Annotated in this window: 15 protein-coding genes; 4 read left to right on the top strand and 11 right to left on the bottom strand. The window is 69.1% G+C overall.

Features of this window, described 5'->3' with window-relative positions:
• Positions 1-18 precede the first annotated feature (18 nt).
• On the bottom strand, positions 19-903 hold the full coding sequence (locus AC07YS_RS22315) for a LysR substrate-binding domain-containing protein (RefSeq protein ID WP_070061914.1): 885 nt from the start codon (positions 901-903) through the stop codon (positions 19-21).
• A gap of 175 nt (positions 904-1,078) precedes the next feature.
• Here AC07YS_RS22315 and psrA point away from each other — a divergent pair, with 175 nt between their 5' ends.
• The 4 genes from psrA (at position 1,079) to phnY (ending at position 6,375) form a co-directional block, all read left to right on the top strand.
• Entirely contained in the window at positions 1,079-2,173 is a 1,095-nt protein-coding gene (psrA, locus tag AC07YS_RS22310) for an iron-containing alcohol dehydrogenase PsrA (RefSeq protein ID WP_495269590.1), read from the top strand.
• A 114-nt stretch (positions 2,174-2,287) separates the two neighbouring features.
• Entirely contained in the window at positions 2,288-3,604 is a 1,317-nt protein-coding gene (locus AC07YS_RS22305) for an MFS transporter (RefSeq protein WP_095747023.1), read from the top strand.
• A 44-nt stretch (positions 3,605-3,648) separates the two neighbouring features.
• A complete protein-coding gene (phnA, locus tag AC07YS_RS22300; protein ID WP_495269589.1) occupies positions 3,649-4,896 on the top strand; it encodes a phosphonoacetate hydrolase in 1,248 nt (415 codons plus the stop codon).
• A 21-nt stretch (positions 4,897-4,917) separates the two neighbouring features.
• Positions 4,918-6,375, top strand: a complete 1,458-nt coding sequence (phnY, locus tag AC07YS_RS22295) for a phosphonoacetaldehyde dehydrogenase (protein ID WP_492737068.1) — start codon at positions 4,918-4,920, stop codon at positions 6,373-6,375.
• Positions 6,376-6,469: 94 nt separating this feature from the next.
• Here the strand turns inward: phnY and ispC are convergent, their stop codons facing one another.
• From ispC to dxs, 10 genes are all read right to left on the bottom strand, one after another.
• Positions 6,470-7,717, bottom strand: coding sequence for a 1-deoxy-D-xylulose-5-phosphate reductoisomerase (ispC, locus tag AC07YS_RS22290; protein ID WP_495269900.1), 1,248 nt, complete (start codon positions 7,715-7,717; stop codon positions 6,470-6,472).
• A 10-nt stretch (positions 7,718-7,727) separates the two neighbouring features.
• On the bottom strand, positions 7,728-9,026 hold the full coding sequence (gene ispG / locus AC07YS_RS22285) for a flavodoxin-dependent (E)-4-hydroxy-3-methylbut-2-enyl-diphosphate synthase (protein WP_070063786.1): 1,299 nt from the start codon (positions 9,024-9,026) through the stop codon (positions 7,728-7,730).
• Positions 9,027-9,103: 77 nt separating this feature from the next.
• The gene (locus tag AC07YS_RS22280; protein WP_070063787.1) at positions 9,104-10,093 is read right to left on the bottom strand and encodes a terpene synthase family protein; all 990 of its coding nucleotides are present in this window, start codon (positions 10,091-10,093) and stop codon (positions 9,104-9,106) included.
• A 35-nt stretch (positions 10,094-10,128) separates the two neighbouring features.
• Entirely contained in the window at positions 10,129-11,277 is a 1,149-nt protein-coding gene (locus AC07YS_RS22275) for a Rieske 2Fe-2S domain-containing protein (RefSeq protein WP_216360110.1), read from the bottom strand.
• A gap of 55 nt (positions 11,278-11,332) precedes the next feature.
• Positions 11,333-12,286 (bottom strand): 4-hydroxy-3-methylbut-2-enyl diphosphate reductase, encoded by a 954-nt coding sequence (gene ispH / locus AC07YS_RS22270; protein ID WP_495269899.1) that lies wholly within the window; start codon positions 12,284-12,286, stop codon positions 11,333-11,335.
• A gap of 25 nt (positions 12,287-12,311) precedes the next feature.
• Positions 12,312-13,412 carry a Rieske 2Fe-2S domain-containing protein gene (locus tag AC07YS_RS22265; protein WP_083259397.1) on the bottom strand — a complete coding sequence of 367 codons (1,101 nt, stop codon included), beginning with the start codon at positions 13,410-13,412 and terminating at the stop codon, positions 12,312-12,314.
• Positions 13,413-13,463: 51 nt separating this feature from the next.
• Positions 13,464-14,336 carry a polyprenyl synthetase family protein gene (locus AC07YS_RS22260; protein WP_495269903.1) on the bottom strand — a complete coding sequence of 291 codons (873 nt, stop codon included), beginning with the start codon at positions 14,334-14,336 and terminating at the stop codon, positions 13,464-13,466.
• Positions 14,337-14,460: 124 nt separating this feature from the next.
• Complete coding sequence (locus AC07YS_RS22255; RefSeq protein ID WP_495269898.1) at positions 14,461-15,384, bottom strand: SAM-dependent methyltransferase; 924 nt, start codon at positions 15,382-15,384, stop codon at positions 14,461-14,463.
• 27 nt (positions 15,385-15,411) lie between these two features.
• Positions 15,412-16,353: an SAM-dependent methyltransferase gene (locus AC07YS_RS22250; RefSeq protein WP_495269897.1), complete on the bottom strand. Its 942-nt coding sequence runs from the start codon at positions 16,351-16,353 to the stop codon at positions 15,412-15,414.
• 34 nt (positions 16,354-16,387) lie between these two features.
• The gene (gene dxs, locus AC07YS_RS22245) at positions 16,388-18,283 is read right to left on the bottom strand and encodes a 1-deoxy-D-xylulose-5-phosphate synthase (RefSeq protein ID WP_495269896.1); all 1,896 of its coding nucleotides are present in this window, start codon (positions 18,281-18,283) and stop codon (positions 16,388-16,390) included.
• Between the last annotated feature and the right edge of the window lie 291 nt (positions 18,284-18,574).

The raw sequence follows: 18,574 nt of genomic DNA, 5'->3' as shown, positions 1-18,574 counted from the left end.
CCCGCGACGAAACCCTGCTCAGTCGGCCGTGTCGTCGCCCTGCTGCGCCACCTCGAACAGCGCACGGATCAGTGGCCGGTCCTTGCGCACCGCCAGGCAGCACAGCGAGTAGCTGATCGAGAGCTCGTCGTCGTCGATCTCCACCATCTTCAGGCCGGGCAGCGGAATGCACTCGATCTGCGTCACGAAGCCCACGCCCATGCCGTTGGCCACGGCGTGCAGGATGGCCTCGCGGCTGTTGATCTCCATCACGCAGTGCATCTGCACGCCCTGCTGCGCGCAGGCACGCTCCACGCGGTGGCGCGTCTTGGAGCCGGGCTCGCGCAGGATCACCGGCTCGCCCGCGATGTCCCGCGTGGCGATGGTGCGTTTCTTCGCCCACGGGTGCTTCGCGGGCACCACGGCCACGATGCGCTCCACGCGGTACGGCACCTGGTGCAGGCCCTCGATCTCGGGCGGCTCGACGAGGATGCCCACGTCGATGTCGAAGTCCTGCAGCCCGCCGAGCGTGGAAGCCTCGGAGCCGATCGACACCGTCAGGTCGAGCCCGGCGTGGCTGCGCTTGAAGCTGCGCGCCAGCTCCAGCGCGATGGGTGGCGACACCGCGCCCACGCGCACCAGCCCCGTGCGCAGCTTGTGGGCGCGCTGCAGGAACTGCATCGCCTCTTCCTCCTGCCCGAACAGGCCCTGCGTGATCGCATACAGCTGCTCGCCCGCGGCCGTGAGCCGCACGGCGCGCCCGCTGCGCAGGAACAGCTCGACGTTGAAGCGCTCTTCCAGCGCCTTGACCTGGTCGGTCACGGTGGGCTGGCCGATGTGCAGGTAGCGCGCGGCCGTGGTGAAGCCGCCGGTCTTGGCGACGGCGTGGAAGCAGCGGATCCACTTGTAGTACTGGTGAAACATGGGGCGATCGTGAGGGGCGTGCGCCGAGCCTCCCTCAGATGCGGCGCTGGCGCCTATGCAGGCTTTCCCCAAGGCATCCATCGGTTTTGGACGGGTCGCACGCGCGAAATGCGATTGGACGCCCCGGTGCGCCGCTTCGACACTGCGGCCCAGACAGAAACCGGAGACAAAAAACATGCCCCACGCCTACCGCAACCCCGTGTCCATTCATTCCGGGCGAGGCAGCCTCGCACGGCTGCCCTCGCTCCTGGCGGGGCGCCGCGTCGCGCTCGTCACCTTCCCCGAGGCCCGCGGGCTCGGGCTGGTCGATCGCCTGCAGGCGCTGCTGGGCGACGCGCTCGTCACCGTCATCGACGACGTGCGCCCCAACCCCGATGTCGCCCACCTGCGCGAGCTGTACAACACCTTCTGGCAGTCGGACGCGCCCTGCGACGCCATCGTGGCGGTCGGCGGCGGCAGCGCCATCGACACGGCCAAGGCCCTGATGGTGGGCACGGCCAACGGGCAGTTCGACGAGCTCGTCGCGCTGCTGGCCACTGGCAAGCCCTTCGTGCCCGCCAGCGTCAAGCCGCTGATCGCCGTGCCGACCACCGCCGGCACCGGCAGCGAGGTGACGCCGTGGGCCACCATCTGGGACGCCGGCAACCAGAAGAAGTACTCGCTGCACCTGGACGCCACCTGGCCCGAGGCCGCCATCGTCGACCCCGAGCTCATGCTCTCGGTGCCGGCGGGCACCACGGTGTCGACGGGGCTCGATGCGCTCTCGCACGCGCTCGAAGCGATCTGGAACGTCAACGCCAACCCGGTCTCCGACACCTTCGCCGTCTCGGCCGTGCGCGACATCTTCGACTGCCTGCCGGCGCTGCTGAAGGACCTGGGCAACCTCGACCTGCGCGAGCGCATGGCGCTGGCCGCGCTGAAGGCCGGCATGGCGTTCTCCAACACCAAGACGGCGCTGGCGCATTCCATCTCCTACGAGATGACGCTGCGCCACGGCCTGGCCCACGGCATCGCGTGCTCGTTCACGCTGCCCCTCGTGCTGGAAAAAGCCTGGGCCCGCTCGCCCGACCGCGACCGGACGCTGCAGCTGCTGTTCGGCGCCGACCTGGCGACCGCCACGCAGCGACTGCGGGCTTTCCTGCAGGGGCTTGGCGTGAAGACCGAGTTTGCCGACTATGGCGTGGCGGACAGCGAAGCGGCGGCCATGATCGCGCGGGCCATGGACGGGGCGCGCGGCAAGAACTTCATCGGCGCGGCGGCGTTGGCCTGACAGGCAGGGACTGCGCAGCGAGAAAAGACAGAGACAGCCAGACACGACAGACAGCATGCCGGCCATCGAGCCGGCCCCACGGGCCCCACGCCCGTCAAGACAAGGAGACATACCATGCAAGCGGCCAATCCCATCCTGCAGGCGGGCACCTACGCGCGCCCCCTCGACAATTCGTTCCGCAAGGCGCAGTGGCGGATGCTGCTGGCGGCCATGTTCTGCTACTTCTTCTTCTATACAGGGCGGCAGACCTTCGGCTTCGCCATCCCCGGCATTCAGAAGGAGTTCGGCCTCTCCAAGGAAATGCTGGGCTGGGCCTCGACCTCGCTGCTCTGGTGCTATGCCGTCGGGCAGGCCATCAACGGCAACCTGGGCGACAAGTTCGGCGGACGCCGCGTGATGACCGCCGGCGCCATCCTCTCGTGCGCCGCCAACTGGGTCGTGAGCTTCGCGGTCGGCTTCAAGAGCCTGGCGATCCCCTGGGGCATCAACGGCTACTTCCAGGCCCTGGGCTGGGCGCCGGGCAGCCGGCTGCTGTCGAACTGGTGGGGCGCGGGCGAGCGCGGCAAGGTCTACGGCTTCTACGTGTTCGCCGCCGGCTGCGCCTCGGTGCTGTCGTTCGTGACCTCGATCATCGTCGTCAACGTGCTGCACCTCGATTGGCGCTGGATCTTCCGGCTCCCCGTGCTGCTGATGCTGGTGGGCGGCATCGCCTTCTACCTGATCGCCCGCGAACGGCCGGAAGACCTGGGCTTCAAGTCGCCCGATACCGGCGTGGCGAACAACAACCCGCAGGAAGCCGAGAAGGCCGGCGTGGCCGACGGCGAGCCGCAGGAAAGCTCCTGGTCGCGCTACAAGGCCGTGCTCAGCAACCCCAAGCTGATGATCGCCGCGCTGGCCATCGGCTTCCAGAACGCGGCGCGCTACGGCCTCATCGTCTGGGTGCCCGTGCACTTCCTGGGCAAGGACTGGGCCAAGGCCGCCGACGGCATGATCGACCCGGCCTGGATCTCGGTGGCGCTGCCCGTGGGCATGGCCTTCGGTGCGCTCACCAACGGCTGGATCTCCGACAAGGTGTTCGGCTCCAAGCGCTACAAGGCCATCGTGCTGTACATGCTGCTGGGCGCCATCGCCTCGATGGGCATGTACCTGCTGCCCACCAGCATCCTCGGCCTGGGGCTGCTGTTCCTGGCGGGCTTCTTCGTCTACGGCCCGGCCTCGTCGTTCTGGGCCCTGTGCCCCGACCTCGTGGGCGCCAAGCGCGCCGGCACCGCCACCGGTGTCATGAACTTCTTCTCGTACCTGCTGGCCGGCCTGGGCGAACCGCTGATCGGCCGGATGCTGGACCACTCGGGCAGCACCTCGGTGGTGTTCCCCATCGTCGCGGCCAGCTGCCTCATCAGTGCCTTCATTGCGCTGTTCATCCGCCGCTGAAGCCCGCGCACCGCCACACCCAACTTGCCAAGGAGCATCTCTTCATGAAATCCGATCGACTCGAAGTCAACGGCCGCAGCTACCGCTGGATGGTCCGCCCGGTGGTCGTCGTCTGCGTCGACGGCTGCGAGCCCGCATACCTCGACGCGGCCATTGCGGCCGGCGTGGCCCCGTACCTCGAGGCCATGCGCAAAGGCGGCGCCGACCTGCTCGCCGATTGCGTCGTGCCTTCGTTCACCAACCCGAACAACCTGTCGATCGTGACCGGCGCGCCGCCCGCGGTGCACGGCATCTGCGGCAACTACTTCTTCGACCGCGAGCTGGGCCAGGAAGTGATGATGAACGACCCCAAGTACCTGCGCGCCGGCACCGTGCTGGCCGCGTTTGCCGATGCAGGCGCGAAGCTCGCGGTGGTCACGGCCAAGGACAAGCTGCGCAAGCTGCTGGGCCACAAGATGAAGGGCATCTGCTTCTCGTCGGAAAAGTCGGACCAGGTGACGATGGAAGAGAACGGCATCGACAGCGTGCTCGACATGGTCGGCATGCCGGTGCCTTCGGTCTACAGCGCAGAGCTGTCGGAGTTCGTGTTCGCCGCCGGCGTGAAGCTGATGGAATCGCAGCGTCCCGACCTCATGTACCTGTCGACCACCGACTACGTGCAGCACAAGGCCGCGCCGGGCAGCCCCGCCGCCAACGCTTTCTACAAGATGATGGACGGCTACCTCGCGCAGCTCGATGCACTCGGCGCCACCATCGTGCTCACGGCCGACCACGGCATGAACGACAAGCATGGCGCCGACGGCTCGCCGAACGTGATCTACCTGCAGGACGTGCTCGACGGCTGGTACGGACCGGACCGCGCGCGCGTGATCCTGCCGATCACCGATCCGTACGTGGTGCACCACGGCGCGCTCGGCTCGTTCGCCACCGTGTATGTGCCGAGCGAGGACGAGGTGCCCGGCTGGATCGACCGCATCCAGCGCATCCCCGGCATGCAGCTCGTGCTCTCGCGCAAGGAGGCCGCGCAGCGCTTCGAGCTGCCACCCGACCGCATCGGCGACATCGTGGTGGTGAGCGAGCAGCGCACCGTCATCGGCACCTCGGCCACGCGCCACGATCTCACGGCGCTCGAAGTGCCGCTGCGTTCGCACGGTGGCGTGTCGGAGCAGAAGGTGCCGCTGATCTGCAACCGCCCCGTCGCGGGCGTGGCGAGCACGCGCCGGCTGCGCAACTTCGACGCGCTCGACCTCGCACTGAACCACGCCCAAGGCCCGCTGGTGGCCGCCGCCTGAACTTATTTGACGGAGCATTCCATGAGCAAGTCCGACCACGCCGCCCTGAAGCCCGGCACCGTGTACCGCGAAGCGCTGCGCATCGCGGGCGAGAAAGTCCACCGCGACCGCACCATCGAGGTCACCTACCCGTACACCGGCGAGGTGATCGCCACCGTGCCCAAGGCCACGCTGGACGACGTGCGCAACGCCCTGCGCATCGCCCGCGACTACAAGCCCACGCTCACGCGCTACGAGCGCTACAAGATCCTCATGCGCGCCGGCGAGATCATCGCCTCGCGTCTGGACGAGATGTCGCGCACCATCACGCTCGAGTCGGGCCTGTCGCGCAAGGACTCGCTGTACGAAGTGGGCCGCGCCTCCGACGTGCTGCTGTTCGCCGCCAACCAGGCGCTGGTGGACGACGGCCAGGTGTTCTCCTGCGACCTCACGCACCACGGCAAGAGCCGCAAGGTCTACACGATGCGCGAGCCGCTGCTGGGTGCCATCACCGCCATCACGCCGTTCAACCACCCGCTGAACCAGGTGATCCACAAGGTGGCGCCGGCCATTGCGACCAACAACCGCATCGTCTTGAAGCCCAGCGAGAAGACGCCGCTCACGGCCTTCCTGCTGGCCGACATCCTGTACGAGGCGGGCCTGCCACCGCAGATGCTGTCGGTGCTCACGGGCGACCCCAAGGAGATCGCCGACGAGCTGCTGACCAATGCCGACGTCGACCTCGTCACCTTCACGGGCGGCGTGCCCATCGGCAAGTACATCGCGGGCAAGGCCACCTACAAGCGCCAGATCCTGGAGCTGGGCGGCAACGACCCGATCATCGTGATGGAAGACGCGGACATCGAGGAGGCGGCGACGCTGGCCGCCAACGGGTCGTACAAGAACTCGGGGCAGCGGTGCACAGCCGTGAAGCGCATGCTGGTGCACGAATCGGTCGCTGACCGCTTCGTCGAACTGCTGGTGGAAAAGACCCGCGCGCTGAAGTACGGCGACCCGATGGACCCGGACACCGACATGGGCACCGTGATCGACGAGGCGGCTGCCAAGCAGTTCGAAGCGGTCGTCAACGAAGCCATCGCAGCCGGCGCCAAGCTCCTGTACGGCAACGAACGCCGCGGCGCGCTGTACTCGCCCACCGTGCTCGACCACGTCGACCCCGAGATGACCGTCGCCAAGCACGAGACCTTCGGCCCCGTGTCGCCCGTGATCCGCTTCAGGAACATCGACGAGGCGATCCGCATCTCGAACGGCACGGCCTACGGCCTGTCGTCCTCGATCTGCACCAACCGCCTGGACTACATCACGCGCTTCATCCGCGAGTTGAACGTGGGCAGCGTCAACGTGCGCGAGGTGCCGGGCTACCGCCTGGAGCTCACGCCCTTCGGCGGCATCAAGGACTCGGGCCTGGGCTACAAGGAAGGCGTGCTCGAGGCGATGAAGAGCTTCACCAACACCAAAACCTACTCGCTGCCATGGTGAGCGGCGCGGCGCACGAGGCGCATGGCGCATCGCGCGCCGTGCGTGAAACCCCACCCTCGATGGCGCTGGCCGTGGCGGCCAAGTGGCTGTCGCGCTACAGCCGCGCGCCCATGCCTTCGGCCAAGGCGGTCGACTCGGAAAGCGCGACCGCAGGCGATGCAGACCGCGACGCCGCACGCTGGATCGCCTGACCCGCCAGCACGCGCGCATGCGCATCCGCCGCGAGGATGTCGTCGATGTTTTCGTGCGCGGACGCAGGCGCGTGCTGGAGGCTGTCTTCCACCACGTGCGCAATGTCGGTGTAGCGCAGGCGCCCGTGCAGGAACGCATCGACCGCTACTTCGTTCGCCGCATTGAGCGTCACGCTGGCCGCGCACCCCTCACGCAGCACCTCCAGCGCCAGGCGCAGGCAGGGAAAGCGCTTCAGCTCGGGCGCGGCGAAGCTCAGGTGGGCGAGCTGCAGGAAGTCCAGCGGCGCCACGCCCGAGTCGATGCGCTCGGGCCAGGCCAGCGCGTGCGCGATCGGCGTGCGCATGTCGGGGCGGCCCAGCTGCGCCAGCACCGACTGGTCGGCATAGGCCACCATCGAATGGATCACGCTCTGCGGGTGGATCACCACCTCGATGCGCTCGGGCGGCATCGCGAACAGCCAGCGCGCCTCGATGGTCTCGAGGCCCTTGTTCATCATCGTCGCGGAGTCGACCGAGATCTTGCGGCCCATGCGCCAGGTGGGATGCGCGCAGGCCTCGTCGGGCGTGACGCGGTCCAGCGCCTCCAGCGGGCGGTGCAGGAACGGCCCGCCCGACGCGGTGAGCACCAGCCGCTGCACGCCCGCGCCGCCGGCCGGCGCGCCCGCCAGGCACTGGAAGATCGCGTTGTGCTCGCTGTCCAGCGGCAGCAGCGTGGCGCCGTGCGCGGCCACCGCGCGCATGAACAGCGCGCCGGACATCACGAGCGCCTCCTTGTTCGCCAGCAGGATCTTCTTGCCCGCGCGCGCCGCCGCCAGCGACGACAGAAGCCCCGCCGCGCCGACGATGGCCGCCACCACCGTGTCGCAGCCCGCCGACTGCGCCACTTCGCACAGCGCCTGCGGGCCATACATGACCTCGGTGCGCAGGCCGGCCGCGCGCAGCCGCGCCTGCAACTGCATGGCGTCTGGCGCGTCGCCGACCACCGCGACCTCGGGGCGGAAGGCGACGCAGTGCGTGAACAGCTTGTCGAGGTTGCGGTGCGCCGTCAGTGCATGCACCGTGAAGCGGTCGGGGTGGCGCGCCACGAGATCGAGCGTGCTGTCGCCGATCGACCCGGTGGCGCCGAGCAGGGTGAGGCGTTGCGTGGCCATGGCGATGCCTTCAGACGGCAGCGATCGGCACGACGCGCTCGCGCGACGACGGCTTCATCCACGCACCGAGTCGCTCGCTCGCCTCGGCATCGGCGCCGTAGCGCGCGGCCACGTAGGTCTCGACCAGCCGCGTGAAGTCGTCGGCGATGTGCTCGCCCTTGAGCGTCAGCGCGCGTTCGCCGTCGATGTACACCGGCGCCACCGGCTGCTCGCCCGAGCCCGGCAGCGAGATGCCCAGGTGCGCCAGCCGGCTCTCGCCGGGGCCGTTGACCACGCAGCCCATCACGGCCACGTGCATGTCTTCCACGCCCGGAAAGCGCACACGCCAGGCCGGTGCCTGCGCGTGCAGCCAGCCTTCGATCTGGCTGGCCAGCGACTGGAAGAAGGTGCTCGTGGTGCGCCCGCAGCCGGGGCAGGCGGTCACGCTGGGCGTGAAGGCGCGCAGGCCCATCGACTGCAGGATCTGCTGCGCCACCAGCACCTCGCGCGTGCGGTCGCCGTTCGGCTCGGGCGTGAGCGACACGCGGATGGTGTCGCCGATGCCCTGCTGCAGCAGCACGCCCATCGCGGTGGCCGAGGCCACGATGCCCTTGGAGCCCATGCCGGCTTCGGTCAGGCCCAGGTGCAGCGGGTAGTCGCAGCGCGCGGCGAGCTCGCGGTACACGGCGATCAGGTCCTGCCCCTGGCTCACCTTGGCCGACAGCACGATGCGATCGGGCGGCAGGCCCACGTCTTCGGCGCGCGCGGCGTTCTCCAGCGCCGAGACGATGAGGGCCTGGCGCATCACCTCGTCGGCCGGTTGCGGCTGCGCCGCCTGTGCATTGGCGTCCATCAGGCGCGCCAGCAGCGCGGGGTCGAGGCTGCCCCAGTTCACGCCAATGCGCACCGGCTTGCCGTGGCGGCAGGCGATCTCGATGAGCTGGCAGAACTGCGCGTCGCGCTTGTCGCCCCGGCCGACGTTGCCGGGGTTGATGCGGTACTTGGCCAGCGCCTGCGCGCAGTCGGGGTACTGCGCGAGCAGGCGGTGGCCATTGAAGTGGAAGTCGCCCACCAGCGGCACGTGCACCTGCTGGCGCGCGAGCGCGTCGCGGATCGGCGCCACCTGCGCGGCGGCCTCCTCGTTGTTGACCGTGAGGCGCACCAGCTCGGCCCCCGCGCGCGCCAGCGCCGCCACCTGCGCCACGGTGGCGGCCGCGTCGGCGGTGTCGGTGTTGGTCATGGCCTGCACGGCCACGGGCGCGTCGCCGCCGATGCGCACGGTGCCGACGCGCACCTGCCGCGAGAGGCGGCGTGCGACGGGCGGTTTCATGGCGTGGCCTTGCCGACGCGCGTTGATGATCCGGGCATGGTCGAGGCTCCTTGGTCCATCGTGGCGGCACCCTGGCGCTACGGGCGGTCGAGCACGACGTGGCGCGAGCGCGTCCAGTCCCAGCCGTTGCCGCGGCTGTCCACGTAGCGGTCGTTCTCCAGGATCCAGCGCAGGTTGCCGGCGCACATCAGGCCGAAGCTGTCCAGGTACAGGCCGAAGCGATCGGCGTCGGGGCGATGGGCGTAGCGGCGGCGCAGCAGCTCGCAGGCGTCGACGCGCGTGCGGTCGGCCTCGCGGATGCGCTGGCAGAGGATGTCCGCGGCCTCCTGCGGGCTGTGGCCGTGCGCCATGCGCAGGCTTTCCATCGCGTTGAGGGTCACGCCCACGGCATGCTCCTTGTGATGGGAGAGCAGGTCGTTGACCAGCGCGACGTGCTCGTTGGTGGCCAGGATGGCGCGCTGCAGGTCGGCGTCCTGCGCCAGCAGCTCGGTCAGGTCCAGGTCGTAGATGAACTCGGAGACCGGGAAGTAGGGCAGCAGCCCCGTGTTGGGATGGCGCAGCGCAAGAAACTCGTCGTACGGCAGCACCTTGCCTTCGGCCACCAGCCCGGCCTCCACTTCCACGCTGTCGAACCAGGCCTTCCACTCCAGGCAATAGCGGCGGTAGACCTGCGGCGACATGGACTGCCTGAGCCGGCCGAAGATGTCCGCGGCCGCGCGTGCCAGCGGGTGGCCTTCCAGCAGCGCGACGTCGCCGTCGCCGCACACCGCGTGCCGGCCCAGCGGCATGTCGTCGATGGCCAGGATGAGGCCCGTCACGCACGAGGTCAGGAAGATGCGGTCGGCCGAGCCGATCGGAAACAGCAGGCAATCCCACATCGGAAGGTGCAGGCGCAGGAATTTCAGCCGCGTCGCTTCGTCCGGAAACGGCAGGAACTCGCGGCCCCAGGCGGCATTGCGCTCGTCGATCACCGGGTAGTCGGTGTGGATCTTCGGGGGCACGCTGCAGAACATCTCCGGGATATGGAAGCTCACTTCGGGAAAGACGATGCGGTCGGGGTAGTTCATGGTGGGGTTCCGGTGGTCTTGGGGTGGGCCGTGGGTCAGGAAACAGGCGCGAGGGGCTCTGCCGATGCACCGGCTGCTCCCGCACCCGAGGCCGCCGACGAGACCGGCGGCACCGGGCGGATGGGAAAGACGCGCTTGTCGGTGGACGACGGCGGATAGAACCGGGCAGACCAGCGCCGGAACTCCGCAATCCCGCGATCGCCCCGGAGCAACTTGGGACGGCCGAGGAAGGCGCGGGCGTTCCAGATCGGAAAGTCGATCTGGGCAAAGCTGGCCAGCCAGCGCTTGGCCACCGGACCCAGCAGCGCATAGGCGGCCCGTCGCAGCGGCCGGGGCAGGCGTTCGAAGAGCGCGAGCTCAAAGGTGTCGATCCAGCTCATGGTCCATTCCATGGGCGCGGTGGGCGTGGAGTACAGCATCGTGATCACGCGAAAACCGATGCGGGACATCTCGCTTTCCGCCTGCACATGGCCCATGCCGAACTGCCGCATGCGCATGCGCATCGGCTGCCCGTGCCAGCGCGCGGTCAGCAGCGTTTCCATCCAGCAGTCGCCCACCTCGTAGGTCGCGGCGGTGTCCGTCAGTCCGTGGAGCCAGCCGAAATGCACCTGGTCGACGCTGTTCTCGCCAGTGTCCTGGGGATAGCCGCGCATCTCGTGGCTGCTGTGCTGCGGCGGCGATGCGAACGCGCTCAGGTCGCGCTCGGGCACCTCCCAGTTCGGCGGCCGGTTCTCGTGGTCCGCCCACACCATCACCGCGCCGTTGACTTCCTTCGTGTAGCGCAGCGTGAGCGATGCATCGGGAGGCGTGGTGCCCTGCCCGGTGCGCACGCAGCCGCCCTCGGGGCTGAACGCCAGGCCATGGAACGGGCAGACCAGTTCCTCGCCCTGCACCTTGCCTCCCACGCCGAGATGGGCCCCCAGGTGCGGACAGTAGGGGTCGATGGCGCAGGCGCGCCCCGCGGCCGTCCGGTACAGCACCAGGTCCTGGCCCATGAAGGGCACGGTGCGCACGGTGCCCGGTGGGAGGTCCCGGCTGAAGCAGACCGAGAACCAGCCGTCGGGGTAGGGCAGCGGTGCGCGTGTTTCACCCACGGTGCTGCGCCTGTTCGATGGCATGCCGCCGGATGCGGGCGGGGCGACGTCGCTGGCCGTGGCCTGGGGGAGGGCTGCAGTTCTCGTCATCATCTTCTCCGTTGACGGTGGGCGTGCGCGGGCGCGGCGATGCGCGCACCCGGCGTCATGGCGTGGCCACCTCGGCGGCGGCGGCCTCCGCGGCGAGTTCGGCCGGCAGCCGGAACACCACGTGCTCCTCGCGCCCGGGCAGCGTCAGCAGTTCCACCTCGGCCAGGCGGCGCAGCGCGGCGACCACGTCCTGCACCATGGTCTCGGGCGCCGAGGCGCCGGCGGTGACGCCCACCGCGCCGGCGTCGCGCACCCAGTCGGGCTTGAGCTCGCTGCCCTGCGCGATGAGGTAGCTGCGCACGCCGGCCTGCGCTGCGATCTCGCGCAGGCGCTGCGAGTTGGAGCTGTTCTGCGCGCCGACCACCAGCACCACGTCGACCTGCTGGCTCAGTTCGCGCACGGCCGTCTGCCGGTTCTGCGTGGCGTAGCAGATGTCGCGCGTGTCGGGGCCGACGATCTGCGGAAAGCGCCGCTGCAGCGCGTCGATGATGCCGCGCGTGTCGTCCACCGACAGCGTGGTCTGCGTGATGTAGGCCAGCGGCGTGTCGGCATCGAGCACCAGCGCGTCCACGTCGGCCTCGGTCTGCACCAGCGTGATCGGCGCGGGAATCTGCCCCAGCGTGCCGGTCACCTCGGGGTGCCCGGCGTGGCCGATGAGGATCAGCGCATAGCCCTTGGCGGCATAGCGGCGCCCCTGCTCGTGCACCTTGGTGACCAGCGGGCAGGTGGCATCGATCGCGCGCAGGCCGCGCGCGCGGGCTTCTGTTTCCACCGCGCGGCTCACGCCGTGCGCGCTGAAGATCGCGACCGCGTCGGCGGGCACCTCGGCGAGTTCTTCGACGAACACCGCGCCCTGCGCCTTCAGGCCGTCGACGACGTGCTTGTTGTGGACGATCTCGTGGCGCACGTACACCGGTGTGCCGTGGCGCCGCAGCGCGTGCTCCACCGTGTCGATGGCCCGCACGACGCCGGCGCAGAAGCCTCGGGGCTGGGCAAGGATGACGCGCATGGTGGGAGCTCCTGGTGGGGGTGGTTCATCGTTCCGCCGACGCTCTCAGGACCGGCTCGGTGTCCGCGTCGCCGGGCGGGGTGGCGGGATAGAACTGCGCGGACCAGCGGCGGAAGGCGGCGATGGAGCGGTCGCCCGCCATGAGGGCGGGGCGCTTGAGGAAGGCGCGGGTGCGCCAGAACGGCATGTCCTCGCTGGAGAACGAGATCAGCCAGCGATGCGCCATGGGGTTGAGCACGCGGTAGGCGAGCTTTCTGGCAGGCGAGGGCCAACCGTCGAACCGCGCGACGCTGGGGATGTCGATCCAGCGGAAGGTCCAGCGCAGCGGTGCGATGGGCGTGGCATAGACCAGCGTCGTGACCCGCAGGCCGAACTCCGGCATCTCGTTTTCCGCCCGGGTGTGCCCGAGGCCGAAGTTGGTCAGGCGCATGTTCAGCCGCTTGCCCTTCCAGCGCGCGCTGATCGAGACGGTGAGCGTGTGCTGCTCCATCTCGTGCGTCATCGCGGCCTCGGTGAGGCCGTGAAGCGATCCGAAATGGATCATGTCCACGCTGTTCTCTCCCACGGCGTCGCCGTAGCCGTCGAGTTCCCGCTGTCCGTACTGCGGGTAGATGCGGTCGTCGAGGTCGAGGCTCGGAAAGTCCCATTCGGGCGGGATGTCCTCGCTGTGGCGCCACACCATGACCACGCCGTTCGCTTCCTTGGCGTAGCGGCTCGTCAGCGCTGTGCGCGGCGGGGTCTGGCCCGGGCAGGCGCGCACGCACGCGCCATCGGGACCGAACACCAGGCCGTGGAACGCGCAGGTCAGGTGCTCGCCGTCGATCGTGCCGCCGTGCCCGAGGTGGGCGCCCAGGTGTGGGCAGTACGGCTCGATGACGCGAAGCAGGCCCGACGCCGTGCGGTAGACGACCAGGTCCTGTCCCATGAACGGGACGGTGATCAATGCGCCCGGCCTGACTTCATGGCTGAAGCACACGGCGAACCATCCGTTGGTGTAGGGCAGCGGCATGCGCGTGTCGCCCGAGGCGCTGCGCGTGTGCAGCAGCGGCTTGCGGGCACTCACGAGCCGCGGGGCGTGCTCGCCGGCGTGGGGGCCGGTCATGAGGCGAGTCGAGGGTTCAGTCATGGCCGAGGCTCCTTGTTCGAAGGCGGGGGGACGCACCTGTGCGCGGGCGGCTCAGTGCGCGCGCTGGATGACCAGGTCGGCCAGCTGGCCGAGACGCCGGGCCCCGGGCCCGAGCGGTGCAAGCGCGGCGTGGGCGCGTTCGCGCAGTTCGCCGGCCAGCGCGCGCGAGGCCGCCAGGCCGAGCATCGACACGCAGGTCGGCTTGTCGTCGTCGGCGTCCTTGCCGGCGGTCTTGCCCAGCGTGGCCGTGTCGGCGGTCGCGTCGAGGATGTCGTCGACCACCTGAAAGGCCAGGCCGATGGCGTTGCTGTAGTCGTCGAGCGCGCGGTACAGCGCGGCGTTGGCCGGCGTGTCGGCCAGGCCGCACAGCGCGCCCATGCGCACGGCCGCACGGATCAGCGCGCCGGTCTTCATGCGGTGCATCTGTTCGAGCGCCGGCTGGCTCAGCGACCGGCCCGCGCTTTGCAGGTCGATGGCCTGGCCGCCCACGAGGTGGCGAGAGCCGGCGGCCTGCGCCAGCTCGCGCACCAGCGCGATGCGACGCTCGGTCGGCAGCGGCAGTTCGCTCAGCGTGAAGAAGGCCTGCGCCTGCAGCGCGTCGCCCACGAGGATCGCGGTGGCTTCGTCGTAGGCCACATGCACGGTGGGCTTGCCGCGGCGCAGGTCGTCGTCGTCCATCGCGGGCAGGTCGTCGTGCACGAGCGAGTAGACGTGGACCATCTCGATGGCGGCGCCCGTGGCGTCGAGCGCATCGGGCGGCGCTTCGGCGAGGGCGCCCGCCGCCTGGCACAACAAGGGGCGGATGCGCTTGCCGCCGCCGAGCGCGGCATAGCGCAATGCCTCGTGCAGGCGCGTGGGCCGGGTGTCGGGCGGCGGCAGGTGCAGGCCGAGGGCCGTTTCGATGCGGCGGGTGGTGCCCCGCATCCACGCGTCGAAGGCACCGGCGGGTTCGATGCCGGTGCGCGGGACCGCGCGTGCCTCGTCCTGCCACGGAGCTTCTTGGTTCACTCAGGTCTTCCCGGGGTGGGGTCGGGTCGGTGCGCGGGACTCAGGTCCGCCGCGCAATGAAGCTGAACGACGAGGCCTTGTCCTTGAGCAGCGCGTCCGAGAAGCTCACCGCGATGTCGCGCAGCTCGGTGAACGTGGCGGTCTTGCTGGTCGGGTGGTGCGCGTCCAGGTTGTCCTTGACCAGCCCGTACCAGCGGATCACCTCCGCGTTCGAGGGCAGCACGCGCTGGTCGAGCACCGCGAAGCCGTGGCGCTCGAGCACCTGCTTCACGCCGTCGGGCGTCTTGCGGTAGCCCGATGCGGCGCGGTCGACCTTGTCCGGGATGTGCGACTTGTAGGTCGCCAGGTCCACCTTGTAGAGGCTCTCCGAAATGATGACCGTGCCGCCCGTGCGCATGCGCGCCGACAGCGCGGCCATGGCCTGCTCCAGCACCTCGGGCGTGAAGTGGATCAGGCTGCCGCGCAGGATGGCCAGGTCGTAGGGCACCCGCGCGTCGGGCAGCTCGCCGATGTCCTTGGCGTTGCACTGGTACAGCCGCACGCGGTCGGCCAGGCCTTCGTGCGCGATGAGTTCGCGCGCGCATTCCAGCTGCGGGCGGCTCACGTTCACGCCGTCGATGCGCGCGCACTGCGGGTAGCGCTGCGCAATGAACTTCAGCACCGGGCCCCAGCCGCAGCCGATGTCGATCGCGCGGTGCACGGTGGCCGGCGAGAGGTCGGCGCCGGCCTGCTCGGCGAGCTCGAACTGGTGCTCCATGTGGCGCCGCCCGGAGGCGTCGAGCGGGAGGTCGTGCGGGTCCATCTTGTCGTCGAACACGCCGTACTGGTACCAGAGCTCGTTGCCGATCGCCTTGCGCCACTGGTCGGGCGTGTCGGCGTAGACCTGCTCGATCTTGTCCTGGTAGTGGTCGAGGCTGCGGCTGTGGATGACGTCGATGCCGACGGCTTGCGCGGATGCTTGCATGGTGTGGGCGCTCCTGGTGGGGGAAATTCAGACGCGTCGCGCGATGACGCTGTAGGTCGAGAACTTGTCCTTGATCAGCGCGACCGAGAGGCTGACCGCCATCACGCGCAGCTCCTCCAGCGGCGGCGGGATGGTGTCCGGCGTGAAGTTCTTCTCGATGTTTTCCTTCACGTCGGTGAACCAGCGCGCCACGTCGATGTTGCGCGGGAGCACGCGCATGTCTTCGACTGCGAAACCGCTCTCTTCGAGCACGCGGCGGAAGTAGGCCGGTGTCTTGCGGTGCTTGCAGGCGAGGCGGTCGACCTCGTCCTCGATGTCGGAGCGGTAGTTGTCCAGCGGGATGTTGTAGAGGTTGTCGGAGATGACGACCTTGGCGCCCGGGCGCATGCGCGCGGCGACCTGCTTCATCGAGCGTTCGTACAGGTCGTTCGGGAAGTGCGAGATGACGCCGCGGATCGTCACCAGGTCGTAGGGCGTGTCGGGGTTGGGCAGCAGGGCGACGTCCTGCGCGTCGCACAGGTACAGGTTCACGCGGTCGCTCAGGTGCTGCTGGGCGTGGTAGCGGGCGCAGTGCGCGAGCTGCGTCTCGCTGATGTTGATGCCGTCGAGCTGGCGGCATTGCGGAAAGTGCTCCGCGAGGTAGCGCAGGCCGAAGCCCCAGCCGCAGCCCACGTCGAGGATGCGCCGGATGGGAAAGGGCGGGGGCTGGTCCAGGCCCGCGATTTCCATCTGCTGGTCGAAGTAGCGCAGGCCCGATTCGTTGAGCGAGATCGGCGGCACCGAGCGCGGGTCGTCGTAGACGCCGAACTGGAACATCAGGTCCTCGCCGATGGCCTTGCGCCAGTCCTCGGGGTCGTCCTGGTAGGTGTACTCGACCTTGGCGTGGTACGGGTTGGCCTCGGCACCCCGGATCACTTGAAGCGAAGGCGGGGCGGGCGCGTCGATGCGGCGTGCGGTGGCTGTGCTCATCGGGTTCTCCTGTGGCTGGCGGTCACGGTGGGTTTCAGGAAACGAGGCTCATGCGAGCCGTGCGGAACGCGGGGGCGTTGGCATCGAAGAACGCCTGGATCGACTGCACCAGCCCGTCGGCATCCAGGCCGTGGGCCGCAAGCAACCGGGCGCAGTCGCCGTGCTCGACGAACTGGTCGGGCAGGCCCAGGTGCAGCGACGGAATCAGCACGCCCTGCGCGGCCAGCGATTCGAGGCAGGCGGCGCCGGCGCCGCCCATCACGCAGCCTTCTTCGACGGTCACGAGCACGTCGTGCGTCTCGGCGAGCGAGAGCACCAGGTCGGCATCGAGCGGCTTGACGAAGCGCATGTTGGCGACCGTAGCGTCGAGCCGTTCGGCGGCGGCCAGGCTGGGCGCGACCATGGTGCCGAAGGCCAGGATGGCGATGCGCGCGCCCATGGGCTGCGTCGATTCGCGCCGCACCTGGCCGCGGCCGATGCGCAGCGGCTGCAGCGCACGCACGGGCAGCGCGCCGGGCCCGCCGCCGCGCGGGTAGCGCACGGCGGCCGGGCCGTCGTGGCGCAGGGCGGTGTGCAGCATCTGGCGGCACTCGTCCTCGTCGGACGCGGCCATCACGACCATGTTCGGAATGCAGCGCAGGTAGGCGACGTCGAAGGCACCCATGTGGGTCGCGCCGTCGGCACCGACGATGCCGGCGCGGTCGACCGCGAACACGACCGGCAGGTTCTGCAGCGCCACGTCGTGGATCAGCTGGTCGTAGGCGCGCTGCAGGAAGGTCGAGTAGATGGCGACCACCGGCCGCATCCCCGCCGCCGCGAGGCCCGCGGCGAAGGTCACGGCGTGCTGCTCGGCGATGCCGACGTCGAAGTAGCGCTCGGGAAAGCGGCGCTCGAAGTCCATCAGCGCCGAGCCCTCGCGCATGGCCGGCGTGATGGCGACCACGCGCGCATCGGCCTCGGCCTCGTCGCAGAGCCAGTCGCTGAAGACCTGGGCGTAGGTCGGCCTGGCGGGGGCGGCTGCCGGGGCGGTCTTGATGCCGGCGGCGGGGTCGAACTTGCCGGGGCCGTGGTACAGGACCGGGTCCTGCTCGGCCGGGCGGTAGCCGTGGCCCTTCTGCGTGACGATGTGCAGCAGCTGCGGCCCCGGCTGTGCCTGCAACTTCTGCAGGGCCGGAATCAGCGCGCCCAGGTCGTGGCCGTCGATGGGGCCGGTGTAGTGGAAGCCGAACTGCTCGAACAGGGTGGCGGGCGACAGGCCGAGCTCCGAGGGCTCGCAAGGGGCCAGCGCCGGGCGCATGGCGCGCAACCTTTGCCGGCTGGCTTCATTGGCGCTGGCATAGGCGCGTTCTGAAATCAATCCGCCCAGATAAAGGCGCAGCATGCCGACGGGCGGTGAAATCGACATGTCGTTGTCGTTCAATATCACCAATAAGCGGCCGCAGGCCTGCGTATTGTTCATGGCCTCGAAGGCCATGCCGGCGCTCAAGGCCCCGTCGCCGATCACCGCAATGGCGTGGTCGGTCGAATTGGAAATGCGGGCGGCCTGCGCAAATCCCAGGGCGGCGGAAATGGAGGTGCTGGAATGCGCGGTGCCGAAATGATCGTGTTCGGATTCGGTGCGCCTCGGAAATCCGGAAATACCACCGAATTGGCGCAAGGTGGGCATGGCCTGGCGTCGGCCGGTCAGGATCTTGTGGGCATAGCTTTGGTGGCCCACGTCCCAGACGATGCGGTCGCGCGGGGTGTCGAACACGTAGTGCAGGGCGACCGTCAGCTCGACCGTGCCGAGGTTGGAGGCGAAGTGGCCGCCCGTGCGGGACACGCTGTCGACGATGAAGGATCGCAATTCATCCGCAAGGCCCGGCAATTGCGCAATGCCGAGCTGGCGCAGCGAATGGGGCGAATCGATGGCTTCGAGCAGGGCATGCATTCCGGTTTCTCCGTGAGATGGAAACGCGCGGGCCGTGGCGACTGAATTCTTTATGCGATGCGGTACTGGCTAATTTCGGGCGAAACAATGCCTTGGAAATTGACGGTTCAATTTCCTTGTCAAAGCCTCCGAGGGAGCCTGAAAGCGCGTCGGCTCCGGGTTTTTAATTCCGGGTCGGGCGAAATCAGGAGGTCAGCGTAGGGGATGGATTTGGCGCACGCAAGCGAATGCGGCTGCAAATTTTTTGATACCCCAGGTTATTTACCCCCGAGGTTTTAATCAGTTTTTTGG

Source organism: Variovorax sp. GW458-11-26-14-LB1, from assembly GCF_059423965.1.
The sequence above is the reverse complement of the archived record's forward strand: the minus strand, read 5'-3'. Positions and strand labels throughout refer to the sequence as shown.

Excerpts from the sequence above, each read along its gene's own strand:
- AC07YS_RS22315 (WP_070061914.1), bottom strand. The coding sequence starts at position 903 with ATGTTTCACCAGTACTACAAGTGGATCCGCTGCTTCCACGCCGTCGCC.
- psrA (WP_495269590.1), top strand. The coding sequence starts at position 1,079 with ATGCCCCACGCCTACCGCAACCCCGTGTCCATTCATTCCGGGCGAGGC.
- AC07YS_RS22305 (WP_095747023.1), top strand. The coding sequence starts at position 2,288 with ATGCAAGCGGCCAATCCCATCCTGCAGGCGGGCACCTACGCGCGCCCC.
- phnA (WP_495269589.1), top strand. The coding sequence starts at position 3,649 with ATGAAATCCGATCGACTCGAAGTCAACGGCCGCAGCTACCGCTGGATG.
- phnY (WP_492737068.1), top strand. The coding sequence starts at position 4,918 with ATGAGCAAGTCCGACCACGCCGCCCTGAAGCCCGGCACCGTGTACCGC.
- ispC (WP_495269900.1), bottom strand. The coding sequence starts at position 7,717 with ATGGCCACGCAACGCCTCACCCTGCTCGGCGCCACCGGGTCGATCGGC.
- ispG (WP_070063786.1), bottom strand. The coding sequence starts at position 9,026 with ATGAAACCGCCCGTCGCACGCCGCCTCTCGCGGCAGGTGCGCGTCGGC.
- AC07YS_RS22280 (WP_070063787.1), bottom strand. The coding sequence starts at position 10,093 with ATGAACTACCCCGACCGCATCGTCTTTCCCGAAGTGAGCTTCCATATC.
- AC07YS_RS22275 (WP_216360110.1), bottom strand. The coding sequence starts at position 11,277 with ATGACGAGAACTGCAGCCCTCCCCCAGGCCACGGCCAGCGACGTCGCC.
- ispH (WP_495269899.1), bottom strand. The coding sequence starts at position 12,286 with ATGCGCGTCATCCTTGCCCAGCCCCGAGGCTTCTGCGCCGGCGTCGTG.
- AC07YS_RS22265 (WP_083259397.1), bottom strand. The coding sequence starts at position 13,412 with ATGACTGAACCCTCGACTCGCCTCATGACCGGCCCCCACGCCGGCGAG.
- AC07YS_RS22260 (WP_495269903.1), bottom strand. The coding sequence starts at position 14,336 with ATGCGGGGCACCACCCGCCGCATCGAAACGGCCCTCGGCCTGCACCTG.
- AC07YS_RS22255 (WP_495269898.1), bottom strand. The coding sequence starts at position 15,384 with ATGCAAGCATCCGCGCAAGCCGTCGGCATCGACGTCATCCACAGCCGC.
- AC07YS_RS22250 (WP_495269897.1), bottom strand. The coding sequence starts at position 16,353 with ATGAGCACAGCCACCGCACGCCGCATCGACGCGCCCGCCCCGCCTTCG.
- dxs (WP_495269896.1), bottom strand. The coding sequence starts at position 18,283 with ATGCATGCCCTGCTCGAAGCCATCGATTCGCCCCATTCGCTGCGCCAG.